Annotated in this window: 17 protein-coding genes; 5 read left to right on the top strand and 12 right to left on the bottom strand. The window is 55.4% G+C overall.

All coding sequences use genetic code 11. From position 1 onward, the window contains the following. Positions 1 to 2 precede the first annotated feature (2 nt). Genes GY169_RS17995 through GY169_RS17980 form a run of 4 tightly spaced genes read right to left on the bottom strand, consistent with a single transcriptional unit; the run spans position 3 to position 4,537 of the window. On the bottom strand, positions 3 to 1,697 hold the full coding sequence (locus GY169_RS17995) for an FAD-dependent oxidoreductase (protein WP_167576498.1): 1,695 nt from the start codon (positions 1,695 to 1,697) through the stop codon (positions 3 to 5). A 10-nt stretch (positions 1,698 to 1,707) separates the two neighbouring features. Continuing rightward, a complete protein-coding gene (locus tag GY169_RS17990) occupies positions 1,708 to 2,028 on the bottom strand; it encodes an NIPSNAP family protein (protein WP_064547897.1) in 321 nt (106 codons plus the stop codon). Then, positions 2,025 to 3,719, bottom strand: a complete 1,695-nt coding sequence (locus tag GY169_RS17985) for an FAD-dependent oxidoreductase (protein ID WP_167576496.1) — start codon at positions 3,717 to 3,719, stop codon at positions 2,025 to 2,027. Before GY169_RS17985 ends, GY169_RS17990 begins: the two co-directional genes overlap by 4 nt. After that, entirely contained in the window at positions 3,716 to 4,537 is an 822-nt protein-coding gene (locus GY169_RS17980; protein ID WP_167576494.1) for a shikimate dehydrogenase family protein, read from the bottom strand. Before GY169_RS17980 ends, GY169_RS17985 begins: the two co-directional genes overlap by 4 nt. A 152-nt stretch (positions 4,538 to 4,689) precedes the next feature. Between GY169_RS17980 and GY169_RS17975 the strand changes: the two genes are divergently transcribed. Further along, positions 4,690 to 5,448: an IclR family transcriptional regulator C-terminal domain-containing protein gene (locus tag GY169_RS17975; RefSeq protein ID WP_163445924.1), complete on the top strand. Its 759-nt coding sequence runs from the start codon at positions 4,690 to 4,692 to the stop codon at positions 5,446 to 5,448. 71 nt (positions 5,449 to 5,519) lie between these two features. Here GY169_RS17975 and GY169_RS17970 read toward each other — a convergent pair whose 3' ends face one another. The 8 genes from GY169_RS17970 to GY169_RS17935 all read right to left on the bottom strand — a co-directional run bounded on the left by GY169_RS17970 (position 5,520) and on the right by GY169_RS17935 (position 13,348). Then, a complete protein-coding gene (locus GY169_RS17970) occupies positions 5,520 to 5,675 on the bottom strand; it encodes a Hok/Gef family protein (RefSeq protein WP_163445925.1) in 156 nt (51 codons plus the stop codon). Between the two features lie 311 nt (positions 5,676 to 5,986). Next, positions 5,987 to 6,874 (bottom strand): heme o synthase, encoded by an 888-nt coding sequence (gene cyoE, locus GY169_RS17965; protein ID WP_064547906.1) that lies wholly within the window; start codon positions 6,872 to 6,874, stop codon positions 5,987 to 5,989. 11 nt (positions 6,875 to 6,885) lie between these two features. Beyond that, the gene (locus GY169_RS17960) at positions 6,886 to 7,215 is read right to left on the bottom strand and encodes a cytochrome o ubiquinol oxidase subunit IV (protein ID WP_064547908.1); all 330 of its coding nucleotides are present in this window, start codon (positions 7,213 to 7,215) and stop codon (positions 6,886 to 6,888) included. Further along, a complete protein-coding gene (locus tag GY169_RS17955; protein ID WP_064547910.1) occupies positions 7,215 to 7,826 on the bottom strand; it encodes a cytochrome o ubiquinol oxidase subunit III in 612 nt (203 codons plus the stop codon). The genes GY169_RS17960 and GY169_RS17955 overlap by 1 nt, the downstream gene beginning before the upstream one ends. Next, the gene (cyoB, locus tag GY169_RS17950) at positions 7,816 to 9,807 is read right to left on the bottom strand and encodes a cytochrome o ubiquinol oxidase subunit I (protein WP_064547912.1); all 1,992 of its coding nucleotides are present in this window, start codon (positions 9,805 to 9,807) and stop codon (positions 7,816 to 7,818) included. The genes GY169_RS17955 and cyoB overlap by 11 nt, the downstream gene beginning before the upstream one ends. Before the next feature lie 19 nt (positions 9,808 to 9,826). Then, entirely contained in the window at positions 9,827 to 10,774 is a 948-nt protein-coding gene (gene cyoA, locus GY169_RS17945; RefSeq protein WP_163445926.1) for a cytochrome o ubiquinol oxidase subunit II, read from the bottom strand. 464 nt (positions 10,775 to 11,238) lie between these two features. Next, complete coding sequence (ampG, locus tag GY169_RS17940; RefSeq protein ID WP_167576492.1) at positions 11,239 to 12,723, bottom strand: muropeptide MFS transporter AmpG; 1,485 nt, start codon at positions 12,721 to 12,723, stop codon at positions 11,239 to 11,241. A 46-nt stretch (positions 12,724 to 12,769) separates the two neighbouring features. Then, positions 12,770 to 13,348, bottom strand: coding sequence for a lipoprotein (locus GY169_RS17935; protein WP_167576491.1), 579 nt, complete (start codon positions 13,346 to 13,348; stop codon positions 12,770 to 12,772). Positions 13,349 to 13,645: 297 nt separating this feature from the next. On the opposite strand from GY169_RS17935, the gene bolA reads away from it, so the two are divergent. The 4 genes from bolA (at position 13,646) to clpX (ending at position 17,871) form a co-directional block, all read left to right on the top strand. After that, positions 13,646 to 13,963: a transcriptional regulator BolA gene (bolA, locus tag GY169_RS17930; RefSeq protein WP_064547920.1), complete on the top strand. Its 318-nt coding sequence runs from the start codon at positions 13,646 to 13,648 to the stop codon at positions 13,961 to 13,963. A 334-nt stretch (positions 13,964 to 14,297) separates the two neighbouring features. Beyond that, the gene (tig, locus tag GY169_RS17925; RefSeq protein ID WP_064547922.1) at positions 14,298 to 15,596 is read left to right on the top strand and encodes a trigger factor; all 1,299 of its coding nucleotides are present in this window, start codon (positions 14,298 to 14,300) and stop codon (positions 15,594 to 15,596) included. A gap of 242 nt (positions 15,597 to 15,838) precedes the next feature. Continuing rightward, positions 15,839 to 16,462: an ATP-dependent Clp endopeptidase proteolytic subunit ClpP gene (gene clpP, locus GY169_RS17920; RefSeq protein WP_035894303.1), complete on the top strand. Its 624-nt coding sequence runs from the start codon at positions 15,839 to 15,841 to the stop codon at positions 16,460 to 16,462. Between the two features lie 134 nt (positions 16,463 to 16,596). Next, complete coding sequence (clpX, locus tag GY169_RS17915) at positions 16,597 to 17,871, top strand: ATP-dependent protease ATP-binding subunit ClpX (protein ID WP_064547924.1); 1,275 nt, start codon at positions 16,597 to 16,599, stop codon at positions 17,869 to 17,871. Positions 17,872 to 17,877 lie beyond the last annotated feature (6 nt).

Here is a 17,877-nt window from a genome sequence, read left to right as displayed (position 1 = left end):
TTTTAAGATGTTATGTTTGCGGCCAGGTTTTTTCCCACCAGATAACCAAAGGTCATGGCAGGGCCAAGCGTGATGCCGCCGCTGGGGTAGAACCCCTGCATCACGCTCGACATATCGTTACCCACGGCAAATAATCCGGGGATAGGCTGTTGTTCTCCGTCCAGCACGCGCGCCTGTTCATCGGTTTTCAGTCCGCTGAAGGAACCCAGCGAGCCGGGAAGAATTCGCACCGCGTAATACGGCGCCTGTTCCAGCGTACCCAGCGTCGGGCTAGGCTGGTGGCGGGCGTCGCCCTGCGCGAGGTTGTAGGCCGATGCGCCGCGTTGGAAGTCGTCATCGCGAGCCTGACGGGCGAAGCCGTTAAAGCGAGCGACGGTATCGCTGAGTGCTGAACCGTCGATGCCGCATTTTTGTGCCAGCTCCGCCAGCGTGTTGCCGCTTTGCAGGTAGCCGGTACGCAGCCAGGCTTTTATCGGGAACGGTGTCGGACGCGCGTGGCCAAGGCCGTAGCGGTGCAGCGCGCGGCTGTCGGCAATCAGCCAGGCAGCCGGTTTTTCTCCCTCCGGCGTCGCCTTGAGCAACGCGGCGATAAAGTCATGATACGAGTCGGCTTCATTGACGAAGCGTTTGCCGTTATCGCGCACCGCGATAAACCCCGGCTTGGCACGTTCAACAAGATGCGGAAACGCCAGCTGTATTCCACTGGCCAGTGACACGCGGGAGACCGGTGCCCACGCCATCGGGTGCTTAAGTGAATCGTCAAACTGCCCGCCCACGGTTTCACCAAGGCGAATGCCATCGCCCTGATTGCCCGGCGGCGCGGCGGAAAAGTGACCATAGCCCTGCGCCGCGTGCGGCACCTGTTCGGCCAAGAGCTGTTTGTCATGTGGAAAGCCGCCGCAGGCCAGCACTACCGCGCGAGCGTTAACCTGAATCTCGCCGTCATCGCTACAGAGAATGGCGCCAGTGACACCGCTGGCGTCCTGTAATAACCGCGTCACCGGCGCATTGAGTTGAAAATGGACGTTGGCGTCGAGCGCCGAACGCAGCAGGCGCGCCACCAGCGCGTTGCCGTTCACCAGATGACGACCACGCCCGTAACGCAGTCGCTGCCAGCCGTGACGGGCAAGGCGTCGAGCGGCATACAGCGCGGAACGGGGTGAACGCGTCGCGTTAAAAAAGTGCGCCATATCCGTCCCTCCCGCGATGCCCATCCCGGCGAGGCTGATGGTCTCCAGCGGCGGCCGCAGGCGATGCAGCCAGTCGCCCAGCCCGCGAGCGTCATAGGGTTGGGCGGTCACCGAACGACCGCCGTTGGCGGAGCCGCGGCTATTGTGAAAGTCCGGCATTTTGCTGCCGGAGAGGAACTGCACGGCGGTACGGCGACGGAAAAATTCCACCATCTCCGGCCCATAACGCAAAAAAGTCCGCAGACGCGCATCGGCTGGACGCCCCTCCATCTCGGCCTGTAGATAGGCCAGCGGCGCCGCGTCATCCTCGATAATGCCTTCTTCGCGGGCGAGCGGATTTTGCGGGATCCACAGCCAGCCGCCGGACCAGGCGCTGGTGCCGCCAATCGTCGACTCTTTTTCGGCGACCAGCACCCGGGCGCCGTGCAGCGCCGCGGTTACGGCGGCAGACAGCCCCGCCGCGCCGGAGCCGATAACCAGCATATCCACCTCAACGAGCCTGCTCATGCGTGGCTCCTTATTGCAGCGGAGAGAAATCGGTCGGGCGCATCAGCACCGACTCCAGACGTTCAACCGCTGCCAGCTCGCGATTTTTACGTGAAAAGGTCAGCCAGCGCTCGTCCTGTGCCATGCGCGCGCGGCGCACCAGACGGTCGTCCAGGCTTTCGTAAGCCCAGATATGAACGACCTGATTCACCACGCCGATCTCGGTGAAGAAGAAGCCAATCAGCTTGCCGAGATGCTCGGTCTGCACCGCGTAGGCGTCGCTTTTGTACAGCGCCAGCCAGTCAGCCATCTTCAGTGGATTGATGGTGTAAGTACGTTTTTCGTAGATCATGATGTTTCTCCTGAAGTGTAGGGTGAGGTCTGAGTCATATGCAGGGCGGCCAGATAGCCAAACGTGAGCGCCGGTCCAAGGGTAATGCCAGGGCCGGGATAGGTGCCTGCCATCATCGAATCCATATCGTTGCCGACGGCATAGAGCCCATCGATAGGCTGACCCTGCTGGTTAATCACCTGCGCGTCGGCGGTGGTGACCAGCCCGCGCGAGGTGCCTAAATCGCCGGTAAAGAGTTTGATGGCATAAAACGGCGCGCTTAATAGCGGCGCGTTGCAAGGGTTTGGGCTATGCGCCGCATCGCCCATAGCGCGGTTATAGCTGTTTCCACCCTTGTGAAATTGCGGATCGCTGCCGTTGGCGGCGTCGCGGTTATAGCGGGCGACGGTGTGTTCAAGCTGCTGCGGGTCAAGGCCTAACTGCTGCGCCAGTTCGCCCAGACTCTGCGCCTGATGCAGATAACCGGCGCTCACCAGCGCGTCGTTGTTGACCGGTGCCGGGCGCGCCAGCCCCAGTCCATAGCGCTTCATCGCCTGGGCATCGCATAGCAGATAGCAGGGGGCGTTCTCCGGCTGCTGCTGCATGGCGCTGGCAAAATGATGGTAGGAGTTGGACTCATTGACGAAGCGTACACCGCGCTGGTTGACGGCAATCACGCCCGGCTTGGCGCGGTCGGTGACCAGATGCGGGAAACGCTCCTCGCTGCCGTCCGGACGGCGCAGTACGGAAACCGGTGCCCAGAAAAAGTTCGATGGCAGGTCGGCCCCCTGGCGGGCATCCACGCCCAGCCCTAGCTGAAACGCTGCCCCGTCGTTCGTCGCGGGCGACATGGTGTAGTGCTGCTGGGTGGCGGGACGGAACTGAGGCGCTATACGTCCGGCGGCGAAACCACCGGCAGCCAGCACGACGCCGCGGCGAGCGTGCAGGGCCAGTGATTTACCGTCGCGCGCAATTTCCACGCCGGTCACGCGGCCGTTCTGTTCAATTAACGATTTCACCGTGACGTTCAGTTCCAGCGTCAACCCTTTGCGCAGCGCCAGCGTGGCCATACGGGCAATCAGCGCGTTGCCCATCGCCAGACGGGTACCACGATGATGACGCAGACGATCGCGACCATAGCGCAACAACAGTTTTGTGCAGTGGCGGAACGAGCGCCACGAGCGGCGCATATCGAGGAAATGCTGAATATCGACGCGATTAACCATCATGCCGCCGAACAGCAGCATTCCCGGCGGCGGTGAGCGTAAGGCGGTGAAATGCTCGCCCAACTCGCGACCATCATATTCCACCACTTCCAGCGCGCGGCCTACGTCGACCGCGCCGGGTTCATCCGGGTAGTAGTCCGGCGACAGCGGGCGCAGGCTATATTTCACCGCGCCTTCCTGCTCGAGAAAAGCCAGCGCTTCGCGACCTGCGTTCACGAAGGCATCAACCATCTCAGGACGATAATTGGCCTCACCGATGATGGTGCGCAGGTAGGTTTTCATCTCGTCAGGCGCTCCGCTTTTTCCTGCCGCACGGGCCTGATCGGTGTCGTTAATCCACACCGCGCCGCCAGAAATTGCCGAGGTGCCGCCAAAGTGCGGCGCTTTTTCCAGCATCAGCACGGAGAGCCCTTTGCAGCAGGCGGTGACGGCGGCGGCAAACCCCGCCGCGCCGCTGCCGATGACGATCACATCCCAGCTTTTCATGCGGCGGCCTCATGCGATGAAGGCATAGCTCCGATGAACTGCCCCATGAGTTCCATCTGCGCCAGCGCCATTTCCGGGCCGGTTTGCGTGCGGCATCCGCGCTCGCTGGCGAAGGCCAGTAGCGGGGTGATGACTGGGGCCGTTACGACGTCGGCGACGTGGGTGGCGGCGGTTAATGTTTCAAGCAACGTCGGATCTAACGGCAGCGGATCGAAGCCCGCCATGCCGGCTGGGGAACCATTGACCAGCAGATCGATCTCCGCCAGTGATTCGGGCAGGGCGGTGAGATGGACGGTTGGGAAGTGGGTGGCAAGGCGATTTTCCAGGCGCTGGCGGCTGGCCTCATCGCGATCGTAGAGAGCCAGGCTTTGAATGCCCGCTTCACATAGCCCCCAGGCGATGGCGCTACCGACGCCGCCACAGCCGGAAAGCAGGGCGCGCTTGCCCGCAGGCTGGAATCCATGCGCCTGTGCGGCGCGCTGGAAGCCGACACCGTCTAACATGTCGCCTTCTAAACGACCGTCCGCCAACTTACGCACCACGTTAACCGCATTCAGATGGCGGGCGCGGGGCGTCAGGGTATCCAGCAATCCAGCGACGCGCTGTTTATGGGGCACGGTAACCAGAATGCCGCTCATGTTGTGCCAGCCGCGCAGGGCGTTCAGATAGTCAGCAACCGCTTCCGGCGCGATATCGACAGGGATCATGACCTTGTCCAGATGCTGACTGGCAAAGTAGTGGTTAAAGTTTTCCGGTGATTTCACCTGGGTAATGGGATGTCCGATTACGGCGACGACCTGAGTAAATCCGCTGACCATAGTTCACCTCACTTGTTAACAAACTGTTGCTTGAGTATTTCAACGGAAGCGGTGAGCGACAACGCAGAATTCGGACAGGTTGGTTGTTAATCGCACCGACAGTGCGATAATCGCAGTAATTGACTCCCCATGTTGCAAAAGTGTGAACAACTATGCAAAACGAGATTCATCAACGCGACCTGATCGTCGGGTTGCAAAAGGGGCTGGCGCTAATCCAGCTCTTCTCAAAGGCAAACCCGCGCTTAACGGTGCCGCAAGCGGCGAAAATGAGCGGGCTGACGCAAAGCGCCGCCCGCCGTTTTTTTCTGACGCTGGTACATGATGGTTATCTGGCGACCGACGGACGTTATTACTGGTTAACGGCGAAAAACCTCCGTCTGGGCCAGGCTTACGTCGATTCTGCCCAGTTCCCGCGCATGGTGCGGCCGATCGTTGAGTATGTCGCCAGCCGCACCGAGGAACATGCGTCCGTTGGGGTCATTGATGACAACGAGCTGGTCTATATCGCCCGCAGCAAACATACGCCATTTAACTCGACCTCTGTGCGCCTGGGGGAGCGGGTGCCGGTGCATTGCACGGCGGGGGGCCGTCTGTGGCTGGCATCGTTGCCGGAAGCGGAATGCGAGGCGGTACTCCAGCGGATTACCCGCGAGCAGCGTACGCCTTATACGGTGACGGACGTCGCGCAATTAATGGAGCGCATCGCGCAGGTTCGTCGTCAGGGGTACGCCACCATCGAGCAGGAGTTTGAAATTGGCATGTTAGTGATTGCCGTGCCGCTGGCCGACAGGGAAGGGCTGTACTGGGGGGCGTTGAGTCTGACCAGCCATCAGTCGCGTACGTCGCTGGAGGCGCTATGCCGGGACCATCTTGATTTGCTGTATAGCGCACAGGCGATGCTGGTGAGTTAGTGAAAGAATTGGGTGCGTTGAGAATACCTGGCAACTTCAAGAGTGGCGGGGATTGCTCCCCGCCGGGTCTCTTACTTAACAGATTCGTAGTCTGTGAAGACGGCGACCTCCGTATGCCCGCTGCGAATACGGACCGCGCAAAGATCTTTGCGCGTGACCAGCACCGACAACACGACGGTAATACAGAGGACGATCAGGGCAACAATTACTACCTTGTTCCGCTTCATAGCCTACTTCTCCTTGACCCGAAGGTCGGTAAGAGGCTAACCTAATGTTGCTTTTCATTTAGGGGCCTCAGATTAATGTTAAGCGTCTTGCCGGACGCTGAATGTTATCTGGGGCTTTTGTCTATCTGCCTTTCACGTCATGCTCAAGACACATAGTCTCAAGCACCCGCCGCGATTTTATACCTCTTCCCCTTGAATGAGCCGCTTAAACGCCAGCCTCGCCAATATTTAGGAAAACATCAATATCGGGCACTTTTCTTCAGGTAATAAAAAACCCCGCCGAAGCGAGGTTTTTTGTCAGACCGTGTGTCTTACCAGACGTAAGTCAGCAGGCTCTGTGAGTTAGGCACCATAAAGTCCACGGACATCATCACAGACAGCGCGGTAATGGCAATGATCGAGAAACCGAACAGCTTGCGCGCCCAGACCTTATCATCTTCCACTTTGTAACCGCGCAGCGCCATACCGAGCCACCAGACGCTCACTGCCGCTGCAACAACCAGGTATTTATACCCGGCGTAGCCGCCCAGAGAGAGCATCAATGTGGCCAGCGCAAACGCTACGATATACACCGTGATGTGGTTCTTCGCCACGGCAATGCCTTTCACTACCGGCAGAACCGGAATGTTCGCTGCCTGATAATCCTTGAAGCGGAAAATCGCGATAGCGTAGGAGTGAGGCATCTGCCACAGGCTGAAAATAGCCAGCAGAATTAACGCGCCGCTGTCGAAATCACCCGTGACCGCGCAGTAGCCAATCACCGGCGGCGCAGCGCCGGAGAGAGAACCAATCAGCGTGCCGTAAACGGAGTGGCGCTTCATGTACAGGCTGTAGACGCCGACATAAACCACAAACCCCATCACCCCCAGCCAGCAGGCGAGGGGATTGGCGCCGAACCACAGCAGCATGAAGCCAGCGAGACCCAGCAAGGTGGCGTAGACCAGCGACGTTTTTGGCGCAATCAGTCCCTTAACCAGCACTCGGTTCTTCGTTCGTTCCATCTTACGGTCGATGTCACGATCGATGTAGTTGTTGAAAACACAACCCGAGGCGACCACCAGAGACACGCCGATCAGCGTCCAGGCGAACAGCGGATAATCGATGTGGCCCTTGGAGGCCAGCAGGAAACCGCCGATCACCGAGATCAGGTTGCCAAAAATGATGCCAGGCTTCGTTACTTGCAGGTATCGCTTAAACATACTCGCCGCTCTTAGTGAACCATCATGTTGTAGTTCAGGTTCCACATAATCCAGATGGAGCCTACCACCACGATGGCAATGATTATCACGGTAAAGACAAACGCGGTCATGTTCCAGCCTTCGTCAGACTTGCTGTTCATGTGCAGGAAGTACACCAGGTGTACGACGATCTGCACAACAGCGGTCACCAGAATGGTGCCGAGAATTGCCGCATGCGACGCGCTACCGGTCATTACCATCCAGAACGGGATCACCGTCAGGATGATAGACAGGATAAAACCTGTCATGTACGACTTCACGCTGCCGTGGGATGCGCCGCTGTGATCGTTAGAATGACTCATTACATCGCCCCCATCAGGTAAACAACTGAGAACACGCAGATCCATACGACGTCCAGGAAGTGCCAGAACAGGCTCAGGCACAGGATACGCGTACGGTTAGTGCTGGTCAGGCCGCGGCGAGAAATCTGCACCATCAGCACCGCCATCCAGATAAGACCGGAGGTGACGTGCAGACCGTGAGTCCCGACCAGCGCGAAGAACGCTGACAGGAAGCCGCTGCGATCCGGGCCCATACCTTCAACAATCAGGTGATGGAATTCATAGATTTCCATCGCGATGAACCCGGCACCAAACAGGAAGGTGAGGGCGAGCCAGGAAACCACCTGGCTCTTGTTGTTTTTGTACATGGCGATAGCCGCCATGCCGTAGGTGATGGAGCTGAACAGCAGCAGTGCGGTTTCCACCAGCACGAACGGCAGTTCGAAGATATCTTTACCGGTCGGGCCGCCCGCCGTGCCGTTCACCAGAACGGCATAGGTGGCAAACAGCGTGGCGAAGATAATGCAGTCGCTCATCAGGTAGATCCAGAAACCGAAGACTTTCATCGGCCCTGTATCGTGATGCCCGTGTTCATGCGCGTGGGCGTTATGCGCGAGAGTATCAGTTGCCATTTTTCAGCCCTGCCTTAGAAATCTCATCGAAATGCTGATTTTCCAGTTTTTCGACTTCTGCAACCGGCACGTAGTAATCCACGTCCTCGTCAAAGCTTTTGATAATCCAGGTGATCAGGATGCCAGCGAAGCCGACAATCGCCATCCACCAGATATGCCAGATCATGGCGAAACCAAACACCGTAGCGAAGGCGGCAATCACGATGCCCGCACCGCTGTTTTTCGGCATATGAATTTCTTCATACTGTGTCGGCTGCTTGTACGCTTCGCCTTTTTCTTTCATTTCCCAGAATGCATCGCGTTCGTGAATCTGCGGCACAATGGCAAAGTTATAGAACGGAGGCGGGGAAGAGGTTGCCCACTCCAGCGTACGGCCGCCCCATGGGTCACCGGTCAGGTCACGGTTCTGCTCGCGGTCGCGAATAGACACGTAGAACTGAATCAGCTGGCACAGGATACCGCAGGCAATCAGCGCAGCACCGCATGCGGCAATCACCAGCATCGGGTGGAACTGCGGGTCAATTTGCTGGCTCAGGCGACGGGTCATACCCATGAAGCCCAGCACGTACAGCGGCATAAACGCAACGAAGAAGCCGATGATCCAGAACCAGAAGGCGCGTTTGCCCCAGGTTTCGTTCAGGGTGAAGCCAAAGGCTTTCGGCCACCAGTAGGTCAGACCGGCGAAGCAACCAAATACCACACCGCCGATGATCACGTTATGGAAGTGCGCAATCAGGAACAGGCTGTTGTGCAGCACGAAGTCCGCGCCCGGCACCGCCAGCAGAACGCCGGTCATACCGCCGACCGAGAAGGTCACGATAAAGCCGATGGTCCACAGCATCGCCGAGTTGAAGACGATGCGGCCCTGATACATGGTGAACAGCCAGTTGAAGATCTTCACCCCGGTCGGGATGGCGATAATCATCGTGGTAATACCGAAGAAGGCGTTAACGTTCGCGCCGGCACCCATGGTAAAGAAGTGGTGCAGCCAAACGATGAACGACAGGATGGTAATACACACGGTCGCCCACACCAGCGAGGTGTAGCCAAACAGGCGTTTACGCGAGAAGGTTGCGGCAACTTCAGAGAACACACCGAAGACCGGCAGAACCAGGATGTACACTTCCGGATGGCCCCAGGCCCAAATCAGGTTGATGTACATCATCATGTTGCCGCCCATATCGTTGGTAAAGAAATGGGTGCCCAGATAGCGATCCAGGGTCAGCAGCGCGATGGTAACCGTCAGAATTGGGAAGGAGGCGATAATCAGGATGTTGGCGCACAGAGATGCCCAGGTAAATACCGGCATCTTGAACATCGTCATTCCTGGCGCACGCATCTTGATGATGGTCACGAAGAAGTTAATACCGGTCAGGGTGGTACCAATACCGGAGAGCTGCAGCGCCCAAATCCAGTAATCGACCCCTACGCCCGGACTGTACTCAATTCCCGAGAGCGGCGGATAGGCCAGCCAGCCGGTCTGAGCAAATTCACCCACACCCAGCGACAGGTTAACCAGAACCACACCGACAACGGTGAACCAGAAGCTCAGGTTGTTCAGGAACGGGAACGCCACGTCGCGCGCGCCGATCTGCAGCGGAACCACCAGGTTCATCAGACCGATAACGAACGGCATCGCCACGAAGAAGATCATGATAACGCCGTGGGCGGTAAAGATCTGGTCGTAGTGATGAGGCGGCAGGAAGCCTGCTTCCCCGGCAGAGGCCAGCACCTGCTGGCTACGCATCATAATGGCATCGGCAAAGCCACGCAGCAGCATGACGATAGCGACGATGACATACATGATGCCGAGTTTTTTGTGGTCGACGGAGGTCAGCCACTCGTTCCATAGATAGGACCACTTACCGAAGTAAGTGATGGCCGCCAGGAGAGCAAGTCCCCCGACGATAATGGCAGCCACCGTAACCACGATAATGGGTTCGTGGTAGGGCACTGCATCCAGTGTCAATTTTCCGAACATCGTATTCTTCCTCGGCCCCTTAGTGAGCGGATTCCGCGTGGCTCATGTCCATGCCTTCCATTCCTTCGTGCGCTGCGTGTTCGCCTTCCGGTTTGGACATGTTCATGCTCTTGCCGTGATCCATGAATTTGCTGGTCACTGCTTTAAACAAATCTGGTTTCACGCTGGAGAAGTACTCCACCTTGTTGTATTCGCTCGGTGCAGCCACTTTCTCGAATGCCGCCATGTCGTTCATGGTGTTCGGAGATTGTTTCGCTTTAGCGACCCACTGATCGAATGTGGCACGATCCGGCGTAGCAATGGCTTTGAACTTCATACCAGAGAAGCCCGGGCCGCTATAGCTTGCTGAGATACCGTCGTAGGTACCCGCTTCGTTAGCGATAAGATGCAGGTTGGTCTGCATGCCGGCCATGGCGTAAATCTGGCTGCCCAGACGCGGGATAAAGAAGGAGTTCATCACGGAGTTGGAGGTCACTTTGAACTGCACCGGTACGTTCGCCGGGAAAGCGATTTCGTTAACGGTAGCAATGCCCTGCTCCGGGTAGATGAAGAACCATTTCCAGTCCATGGAAACCACTTCAATGGTGATAGGTTTCTCGTCATGAACCAGCGGTTTGCTCGGTTCTAAGGAGTGAGTGGTTTTCCAGGTCAGAACGGCGAGGAAGATGATGATAAGAATTGGCACGGTCCAGACCACAGCTTCCACTTTATTGGAGTGTGACCAGTTCGGGCTATACTTCGCATCTTTATTGCTCGCACGATACTTCCAGGCGAAACCAACAGCCATTAAGACGGCCGGTATCACGACGATCATCATCAGGCCGAAGGCCGTCAGAATCAGCGAACGCTGCTCCAGTCCAATCTGTCCTTTGGGGTCAAGTAGTGCAGAATCACAGCCACTGAGTAATACAGTGCTGGCGATTAATGACAACCATCCCAAGTTTTTATTGTATTTCCTGAGTCTCATGTAACGACCTCAATTCCACGGGGTGTTGGTGGCGTTTAAAGTGTGGGGTCATTTTACGGGAAGGTTACATTACTGTAAACATCATTGGGGCTCTGTCAGTTATGTGTTACCGGGTTCTGCCGTGCTTGTCACAGATGTTGCCGAATGTGTCTATTTTTCAGGCGGAATGCCCATCTGACGGGCGTTATAACGAAAGGGGGCATAAGGGAAGGGTTAGGATGGCAATTGGTATAACCATTGTCAAAAATATACAATTAATTAACAATTAATCATCAAATAAAAGACAATTAAAAAACGAAAATTTAATTGGTCTGCTGCTGAATCGGTTAAAGAAATAAAGCCTGTTTTAAACGTTCCAGTAATTTCCAGAATTCTAAAGCGCACAAAAGCGCAAATAAAAAATTTTATATACGATGCGTGAGTTATTATTACGCGTAGTGATTACATCGGATAGGCCGCATTTTTTACTTATTTAGCGGAACCGATGTTTTACGCAGAGCCAGATAGTCAAGCAGGCAGCCGACAACGATGCCAACAAAGGCAATCGCTACCCCCGCTTCAAGCACCCTCGCTGACCACGATAGCGCTGAGAAATCCAGCGCATCGCTGATTAACATCAGCAGCCAGATGCCCAGCAGCGCAACACCCACTAACAGCAGACGCAGCGCCAGACGATAGCCGCCGCTGTAGTCCGTACGCGGCATAAACTGCTCGGTTTGCTGGGTATACTCCAGCGTTTGTCGGCAAACGAGCAGTAAGAAGATTCCCGGCACGGCGGCGACCACTGAGAAAAGATAGAACGTTGGCCAGCCGTGGGCTTCAACAAACCAGCCGGCAATTGGCCCGACGTACACACGACCTACGGCAGAGAGTGCCGACAGTAGCGCAAACTGGGTGGCGGAAAACGACTTATTGCATAACGTCATCAGCAGGGCGACAAACGCCGCGGTGCCCATACCGCCACACAGGTTTTCAAAGAACACCGCCGCCGCCATCGAGTAGAGGTGTTTATCGGTGACCGACAGCATCCAGTAACCGGCGTTGGAGACACCCTGCAAAATACCGAAAATGAGCAGCGCGCGGAACAACGTCAGACGCTGCATCAGCACGCCGCCGTACAGTGCGCCGACGATGGTCGCGAATAAGCCAAGGGTTTTGTTGACCATCCCGACCTGGCCTGCGTCAAAGCCAACGCCGCGAATCAGGAAGGTGGTGGTCAGGCTCATGGCGAAGGCATCGCCGAGCTTGTACATCACAATCAGCAGCAGGATCAGCCACGCGTTGTTGCGGCCAAAGAAATCTTTTAACGGCGCAACCACCGCTTGCTCAAGGCTTTTAGGTACCGGAATAACGTCGCTTGGTTCCGGTGCCAGAAGGGTGGCGATAATACAGGGCACCAGCAGCGCGGCCATCAGCCAGTACATGCCCTGCCAGCCCAGCCATTTATCAGCCAGCCACAGCGCTAAACCGCCGGAAACCAGCATCCCCAGGCGGTAGCCCAGCACGCTAATTGCCGCACCGGCCCCGCGCTCTTCGGCGGGCAGCACGTCGGTTTTCCAGGCGTCGAAGACGATATCCTGCGAAGCGGAACAGAAGGCGATAACAACCGCCAACGCCGCCATCCAGCGCAGCTGTGTGGCGGGTTCAAGGAAACCCATCGCCGCAATGGCGGCAAGCAGCAAACATTGGGTGGTTAACAGCCAGCCGCGACGACGCCCAAGGAATGGCGGCGTATAGCGGTCCATGACCGGAGACCAGAGAAACTTAAACACATATGCCTGTCCGACAAGCGAGAAGAAACCGATGGTTTTCAGGTCGATATTCTCGACCGTCATCCACGCCTGGAGCGTCCCTGAGGTCAGGGCAAGCGGTAAACCGGACGCAAAGCCAAGAATCAGCAGAATGGCTGATTTCGGTTGCTGAAAAATTCGCAGATAGTGAGCAGACATAGGCGTATACGTTCAGACCCGGCGAGGTGCCGGGTCTGAGACAGGATTAACGGGCGTTCTGTTTGATGAAATCGTGGATCGCGGTGTCCTGGGCCATATCGGCGATGGTGTCGCTCAGGACGCTATCAACGGTATTGGCGATATTCTGGTTGGAGGCCTGGAACGCGCCCTCAACGGAATAGTTAGAACGGTAGTTTTTGGTCATCTTGTTACCGTTGGCGGCGGTCGCGATGATAGCAATATCCGCTTTGGTATTGATGTTGTAACGCACGTTACCCTGGGAAACGTCGGCGTACAGCTGATTAACGATGATCTGCAGGTTTACCGCACCGTTCGGGCCAATCATGTAGCCACGCGCGGTCATCTGTTTTTCCAGCACTTCTTGCATCAGGAAGCGCAGGTCGCGGGAAGCGGTCAGGGTTACCAGCTGGTTGTTGCGAGTGACTTTCGCCAGCGCCTGATCCTGACGCTGGTCGGCGCCGGTAATGCTGACGGTCACGCCCATCAGGCTCGGATCCTGCTGAGGCAGTGTGATTTTCGGCGACACGTCAACGGTGGTCGGCGGCGTTGCGCATCCTGCCAACATAAACAGTGCTACCAGTGGGAAGAGGATTTTTTTTAACATGTTAGGGTTCTCAAACGCATTGTTTACTGAAAATTCCCGCCATCATAACATCGCCAACGGTCAGGGGAAGTAGGCAATGCATGTAATTTCATCGTGTTGGTGCTTTTCTGCAACAAGAAGCGGTTTGCGGCAGGATTTCAGATGAGAACGGATTGTAAAAGGCGTTAACTTCATCTACTTGACAAATAAAATGAGGCGAACGCTAATTTTTTGTTGCCTTTGTGTAATGGAATCAGTAAAAGCGGCTAACATTTAAAGGGATAGGCGGCATCTTAACGTTGTCGGAGGAGTAATATCATGATGATGCGTGAACAAATCGAAGAAAAATTAAGGGCAGCGTTTGATCCTGTGTTCCTGGAAGTTGTCGATGAAAGCTACCGCCACAACGTACCGGCAGGCTCAGAGAGCCACTTTAAAGTTGTGCTGGTGAGCGATCGCTTTACCGGGGAACGCTTCCTGAATCGCCACCGAATGATCTATGGCACCCTAACAGAGGAGTTTGCCTCCACCGTACATGCTCTGGCACTGCATACCTACACGCGTAAAGAGTGGGAAGGTTTACAGGATACCGTTTTTGCCTCGCCGCCGTGTCGCGGCGCGGGGACTATCGCGTAGAAAAGGCATTTGCAACGCGGAACTTTTCCAGTATGTTGCGTACAGATTATGAGAAAACGGCCTGCGGGCCGTTTTGTTTTGTCTGAATTTTGAGCGCTAAAAACAGTATTCAGACAAAAATTAGCCGGGAATTGTGAAAAATGCCGCAGCAACGTGTGATAACCGTTCTCGACTCATAAAAGTGATGCCGCTATAATGCTGCGTCTTATTTTTCGGAATGTCTTCGGGATGATTCTGGCTACAGGGAATGGTTTCTGATTAAAAGAGAACGTCCCAGTACTGCAAGGCATGATTCAGAGTTGACCGAGCACTGTGATTTTTTTGAGGTAACAAGATGCAAGTTTCAGTTGAAACCACTCAGGGCCTTGGCCGCCGTGTAACGATTACTATCGCTGCTGACAGCATCGAGACCGCTGTAAAAAGCGAGCTGGTCAACGTAGCGAAAAAAGTACGCATTGACGGTTTCCGTAAAGGTAAAGTACCGATGAATGTTGTTGCTCAGCGTTATGGCGCTTCCGTGCGTCAGGACGTGCTGGGTGACCTGATGAGCCGCAACTTTGTTGATGCGATCATCAAAGAGAAGATCAATCCCGCTGGCGCACCGAACTACGTTCCGGGCGAATACAAGCAGGGTGAAGACTTCACCTACGCAGTAGAATTCGAAGTGTACCCGGAAGTTGAGCTGAAAGGTCTGGACGCTATCGAAGTTGAAAAACCGGTTGTTGAAGTGACCGAAGCCGACGTTGACGGCATGCTGGACACCCTGCGTAAGCAGCAGGCTAACTGGAAAGACAAAGACGGCGCTGTTGACGCTGAAGACCGCGTAACCGTTGACTTCATCGGTTCCGTAGACGGCGAAGAGTTCGAAGGCGGCAAAGCGACTGACTTCGTACTGGCGATGGGCCAGGGTCGTATGATCCCGGGCTTTGAAGACGGTATCAAAGGCCACAAAGCAGGCGAAGAGTTCACCATTGACGTGACCTTCCCGGAAGAATATCACGCTGAAAACCTGAAAGGTAAAGCGGCTAAGTTCGCGATTACCCTGAAGAAAGTTGAAGAGCGTGAGCTGCCGGAACTGACTGCTGAATTCATCAAACGTTTCGGCGTTGAAGATGGCACCGTAGAAGGTCTGCGCGCTGAAGTGCGTAAAAACATGGAACGCGAGCTGAAAGGCGCGGTACGTAACCGTGTGAAATCTCAGGCGATCGAAGGCCTGGTGAAAGCGAACGAAATCGACGTTCCGGCTGCCCTGATCGACAGCGAAATCGACGTTCTGCGTCGTCAGGCTGCTCAGCGTTTCGGTGGCAACCAGCAGCAAGCGATGGAACTGCCGCGCGAACTGTTCGAGGAGCAGGCGAAACGCCGCGTTGTTGTTGGCCTGCTGCTGGGCGAAGTGATTCGTACCCACGAGCTGAAAGCTGACGAAGCACGCGTTGCTACCCTGATCGAAGAAATGGCTTCCGCCTACGAAGATCCGAAAGAAGTTATTGAATTCTACAGCAAAAACAAAGAGCTGATGGAAAACATGCGCAGCGTCGCTCTGGAAGAACAGGCTGTTGAAGCGGTTCTGGAAAAAGCGAAAGTGACTGAAAAAGCAACTTCCTTCAACGAACTGATGAACCAGCAGGCGTAATTTCGCTTCCCGGTTTACGGTTTTGAGAAAAACCCGTTGCCTTTTGGTGACGGGTTTTTTTTTATTGCAGCGATAAGTAAAGCTGACATGATAAAACGCCGTTTGGGTGTTAGCGTAACAACAAAATATTGTTATGCTTGAAATAGGGTAAGATCGTACCCATTACTGGGGGAACGAATCACTCGCCGCATCTCTATAATCAGAAAGCTGTGGCTATTTTATTTATTATCCAGGAGACGGAAATGTCATACAGTGGCGAACGAGATAACTTTGCACCCCACATGGCCCTGGTGCCGATGGTCATTGAACAGACCTCCCGTGGCGAACGTTCTTTTGATATCTACTCCCGTCTGCTTAAAGAGCGTGTCATCTTTCTGACCGGCCAGGTGGAAGACCACATGGCGAACCTGATTGTGGCGCAAATGCTGTTTCTGGAAGCGGAAAACCCGGAAAAAGACATTTACCTGTACATCAACTCCCCAGGTGGCGTGATTACGGCTGGGATGTCTATTTATGACACCATGCAGTTCATCAAGCCGGACGTCAGCACCATCTGTATGGGGCAAGCGGCGTCGATGGGCGCGTTCCTGCTGACCGCAGGCGCAAAAGGTAAGCGCTTCTGCTTGCCGAACTCCCGCGTGATGATTCACCAACCGCTGGGCGGTTATCAGGGCCAGGCGACGGATATCGAAATCCACGCCCGTGAGATCCTGAAGGTGAAAGGACGTATGAATGAGCTTATGGCGCACCATACCGGCAAGTCTCTGGAGCAGATCGAAAGCGACACTGAACGTGACCGCTTCCTGTCCGCTTCTGAAGCCGTCGAGTATGGCCTGGTTGACTCAATTTTGAGTCAACGTAACTAATGTCATGACGGCACGTGCCGCTGCACGGTATATAATACTAAGGGCGGCACAACGCTTGCGTAGCAGCTTGCGCTTAAGAATGGCATTTGCGTCGTCATATGCGGCACAAAGAACTTAAAAAGAGGTTTTGACTCATGACAGATAAACGCAAAGATGGCTCGGGCAAACTGTTGTACTGCTCTTTTTGCGGCAAAAGCCAGCACGAAGTGCGTAAGCTCATCGCCGGCCCATCCGTGTATATCTGCGACGAATGCGTCGACTTATGTAACGACATCATTCGCGAAGAGATTAAAGAAGTGGCGCCGCATCGTGAACGCAGTGCTCTGCCGACGCCACACGAAATTCGCCACCACTTAGATGACTATGTTATCGGTCAGGAACAGGCGAAAAAGGTGCTGGCCGTTGCGGTCTACAACCACTACAAACGTCTGCGTAACGGTGATACCAACAACGGCGTTGAGCTTGGCAAAAGTAACATTCTGCTGATCGGCCCAACCGGTTCCGGTAAAACCCTGCTGGCAGAAACGCTGGCTCGCCTGCTGGACGTTCCGTTCACCATGGCGGACGCCACCACCCTGACCGAAGCGGGTTACGTGGGTGAAGACGTTGAAAACATTATTCAGAAACTGCTGCAGAAGTGCGACTACGACGTACAGAAAGCGCAGCGCGGTATTGTTTACATCGATGAAATTGACAAGATTTCCCGTAAATCTGACAACCCGTCGATTACCCGCGACGTGTCCGGCGAAGGCGTACAGCAGGCGCTGCTGAAGCTGATTGAAGGCACCGTAGCGGCCGTTCCGCCGCAGGGCGGACGTAAGCATCCGCAGCAGGAATTCCTGCAGGTTGATACCTCGAAGATCCTCTTCATCTGCGGCGGCGCGTTTGCCGGTCTGGATAAAGTGATCGGTAACCGCGTTGAAACCGGTTCGGGTATTGGCTTTGGCGCGACGGTGAAATCGAAAACGGATAAAGCCAGCGAAGGCGAACTGCTGAGCCAGGTTGAGCCGGAAGATCTGATCAAATTTGGTCTGATCCCTGAGTTTATCGGTCGTCTGCCGGTGGTAGCAACGCTGACTGAGTTAAGCGAAGAAGCGCTGATTCAGATCCTCAAAGAGCCGAAAAACGCCCTGACTAAGCAGTACCAGGCGCTGTTCAACCTCGAAGGTGTGGATCTGGAATTCCGTGATGAAGCGCTGGACGCTATCGCCAAGAAAGCCATGGCGCGTAAAACCGGCGCCCGTGGCCTGCGTTCCATCGTGGAAGCCGCGCTGCTCGAAACCATGTACGATCTGCCTTCCATGGAAGACGTTGAGAAAGTGGTCATCGACGAGTCGGTCATTGCCGGTCAAGGCGAGCCGCTGCTGATTTACGGCAAGCCGGAAGCGCAGCAGGCATCTGGCGAATAATTCACC

Source organism: Kluyvera genomosp. 3, assembly GCF_011765685.1.
In the GTDB taxonomy this organism is placed as follows: Bacteria; Pseudomonadota; Gammaproteobacteria; order Enterobacterales; family Enterobacteriaceae; genus Kluyvera; species Kluyvera georgiana_A.
Note: the sequence above shows the minus strand (reverse complement) of the source record. Positions and strands in the feature narration are given on the sequence as shown.

Coding starts and splice junctions, on each gene's coding strand:
- GY169_RS17995 (WP_167576498.1), bottom strand. CDS start 1,697: ATGAGCAGGCTCGTTGAGGTGGATATGCTGGTTATCGGCTCCGGCGCG.
- GY169_RS17990 (WP_064547897.1), bottom strand. CDS start 2,028: ATGATCTACGAAAAACGTACTTACACCATCAATCCACTGAAGATGGCT.
- GY169_RS17985 (WP_167576496.1), bottom strand. CDS start 3,719: ATGAAAAGCTGGGATGTGATCGTCATCGGCAGCGGCGCGGCGGGGTTT.
- GY169_RS17980 (WP_167576494.1), bottom strand. CDS start 4,537: ATGGTCAGCGGATTTACTCAGGTCGTCGCCGTAATCGGACATCCCATT.
- GY169_RS17975 (WP_163445924.1), top strand. CDS start 4,690: ATGCAAAACGAGATTCATCAACGCGACCTGATCGTCGGGTTGCAAAAG.
- GY169_RS17970 (WP_163445925.1), bottom strand. CDS start 5,675: ATGAAGCGGAACAAGGTAGTAATTGTTGCCCTGATCGTCCTCTGTATT.
- cyoE (WP_064547906.1), bottom strand. CDS start 6,874: ATGTTTAAGCGATACCTGCAAGTAACGAAGCCTGGCATCATTTTTGGC.
- GY169_RS17960 (WP_064547908.1), bottom strand. CDS start 7,215: ATGAGTCATTCTAACGATCACAGCGGCGCATCCCACGGCAGCGTGAAG.
- GY169_RS17955 (WP_064547910.1), bottom strand. CDS start 7,826: ATGGCAACTGATACTCTCGCGCATAACGCCCACGCGCATGAACACGGG.
- cyoB (WP_064547912.1), bottom strand. CDS start 9,807: ATGTTCGGAAAATTGACACTGGATGCAGTGCCCTACCACGAACCCATT.
- cyoA (WP_163445926.1), bottom strand. CDS start 10,774: ATGAGACTCAGGAAATACAATAAAAACTTGGGATGGTTGTCATTAATC.
- ampG (WP_167576492.1), bottom strand. CDS start 12,723: ATGTCTGCTCACTATCTGCGAATTTTTCAGCAACCGAAATCAGCCATT.
- GY169_RS17935 (WP_167576491.1), bottom strand. CDS start 13,348: ATGTTAAAAAAAATCCTCTTCCCACTGGTAGCACTGTTTATGTTGGCA.
- bolA (WP_064547920.1), top strand. CDS start 13,646: ATGATGATGCGTGAACAAATCGAAGAAAAATTAAGGGCAGCGTTTGAT.
- tig (WP_064547922.1), top strand. CDS start 14,298: ATGCAAGTTTCAGTTGAAACCACTCAGGGCCTTGGCCGCCGTGTAACG.
- clpP (WP_035894303.1), top strand. CDS start 15,839: ATGTCATACAGTGGCGAACGAGATAACTTTGCACCCCACATGGCCCTG.
- clpX (WP_064547924.1), top strand. CDS start 16,597: ATGACAGATAAACGCAAAGATGGCTCGGGCAAACTGTTGTACTGCTCT.